The following is a 664-nucleotide window of genomic DNA, read 5'->3' on the forward strand; positions in this document are numbered from 1 at the left end:
CCCCCCCCCGGCTCAAGGGGGGGGCGCGCATTTTGAGAATTGTTTCAGATGCGATCCGATCGCACCAGATTGTCGCCAAACCAAAGTGCCAGCATTGGCACTTTAGCGATTTCGCTTCCGATATTCCCACGGTGCGATCGCCCCGGGTTGCTTCCAGATTGCCCGCCCCGATTGTTCGGCTGATTGTTCTGAAGCTGCAAGGGCAGAACGGTTAGGGCAATTTCCCCAATATTTTGTATAAGGCCAAGCGTGCCCAATCATAACTGAATTTAAAAGCTGTTCTTCAAAGGTTTCCGGCGCTGACCAAACCTCTCCAACCCAGCGCCCATATCGATCCTGCTCGACAAAAGTCATTCCAACGCGATCGCCACCCTCAGAAATTATTCTGGCAAGAAATTCTTTTGCCTCTTTCCCACCAGGTTGATTTTTTTCCGGTGCATCAATTCCGCATAATCTAATCCGTCGCTCATCGTTTCCCTGACGAACTGTGATAGTGTCACCGTCTGAGATTCGAGTCACTTCCCAAACTCCATCTGTGAAAGCGGGTTTATAATTTTCCCGCTGGTGAGGTGCGTGCAAAATCATTGCTTTTGGTTGCTGCACCATAACAACAGAATTTGCACGCTCTAAACCAACTCGGTTCCATGCAGAATAAGCGATCGCA

The 664-nt window shown here is 49.8% G+C and carries 1 protein-coding gene; it reads right to left on the reverse strand.

Annotation, left to right across the window (positions count from 1 at the left end; genetic code table 11):
- Positions 1-102: 102 nt before the first annotated feature.
- On the reverse strand, positions 103-519 hold the full coding sequence (locus LKK83_RS23250; protein ID WP_324633770.1) for a thermonuclease family protein: 417 nt from the start codon (positions 517-519) through the stop codon (positions 103-105).
- Positions 520-664 lie beyond the last annotated feature (145 nt).

The organism is Phormidium sp. CCY1219 (assembly GCF_035615515.1).
In the GTDB taxonomy this organism is placed as follows: domain Bacteria; phylum Cyanobacteriota; class Cyanobacteriia; order Cyanobacteriales; family Laspinemataceae; genus CCY1219.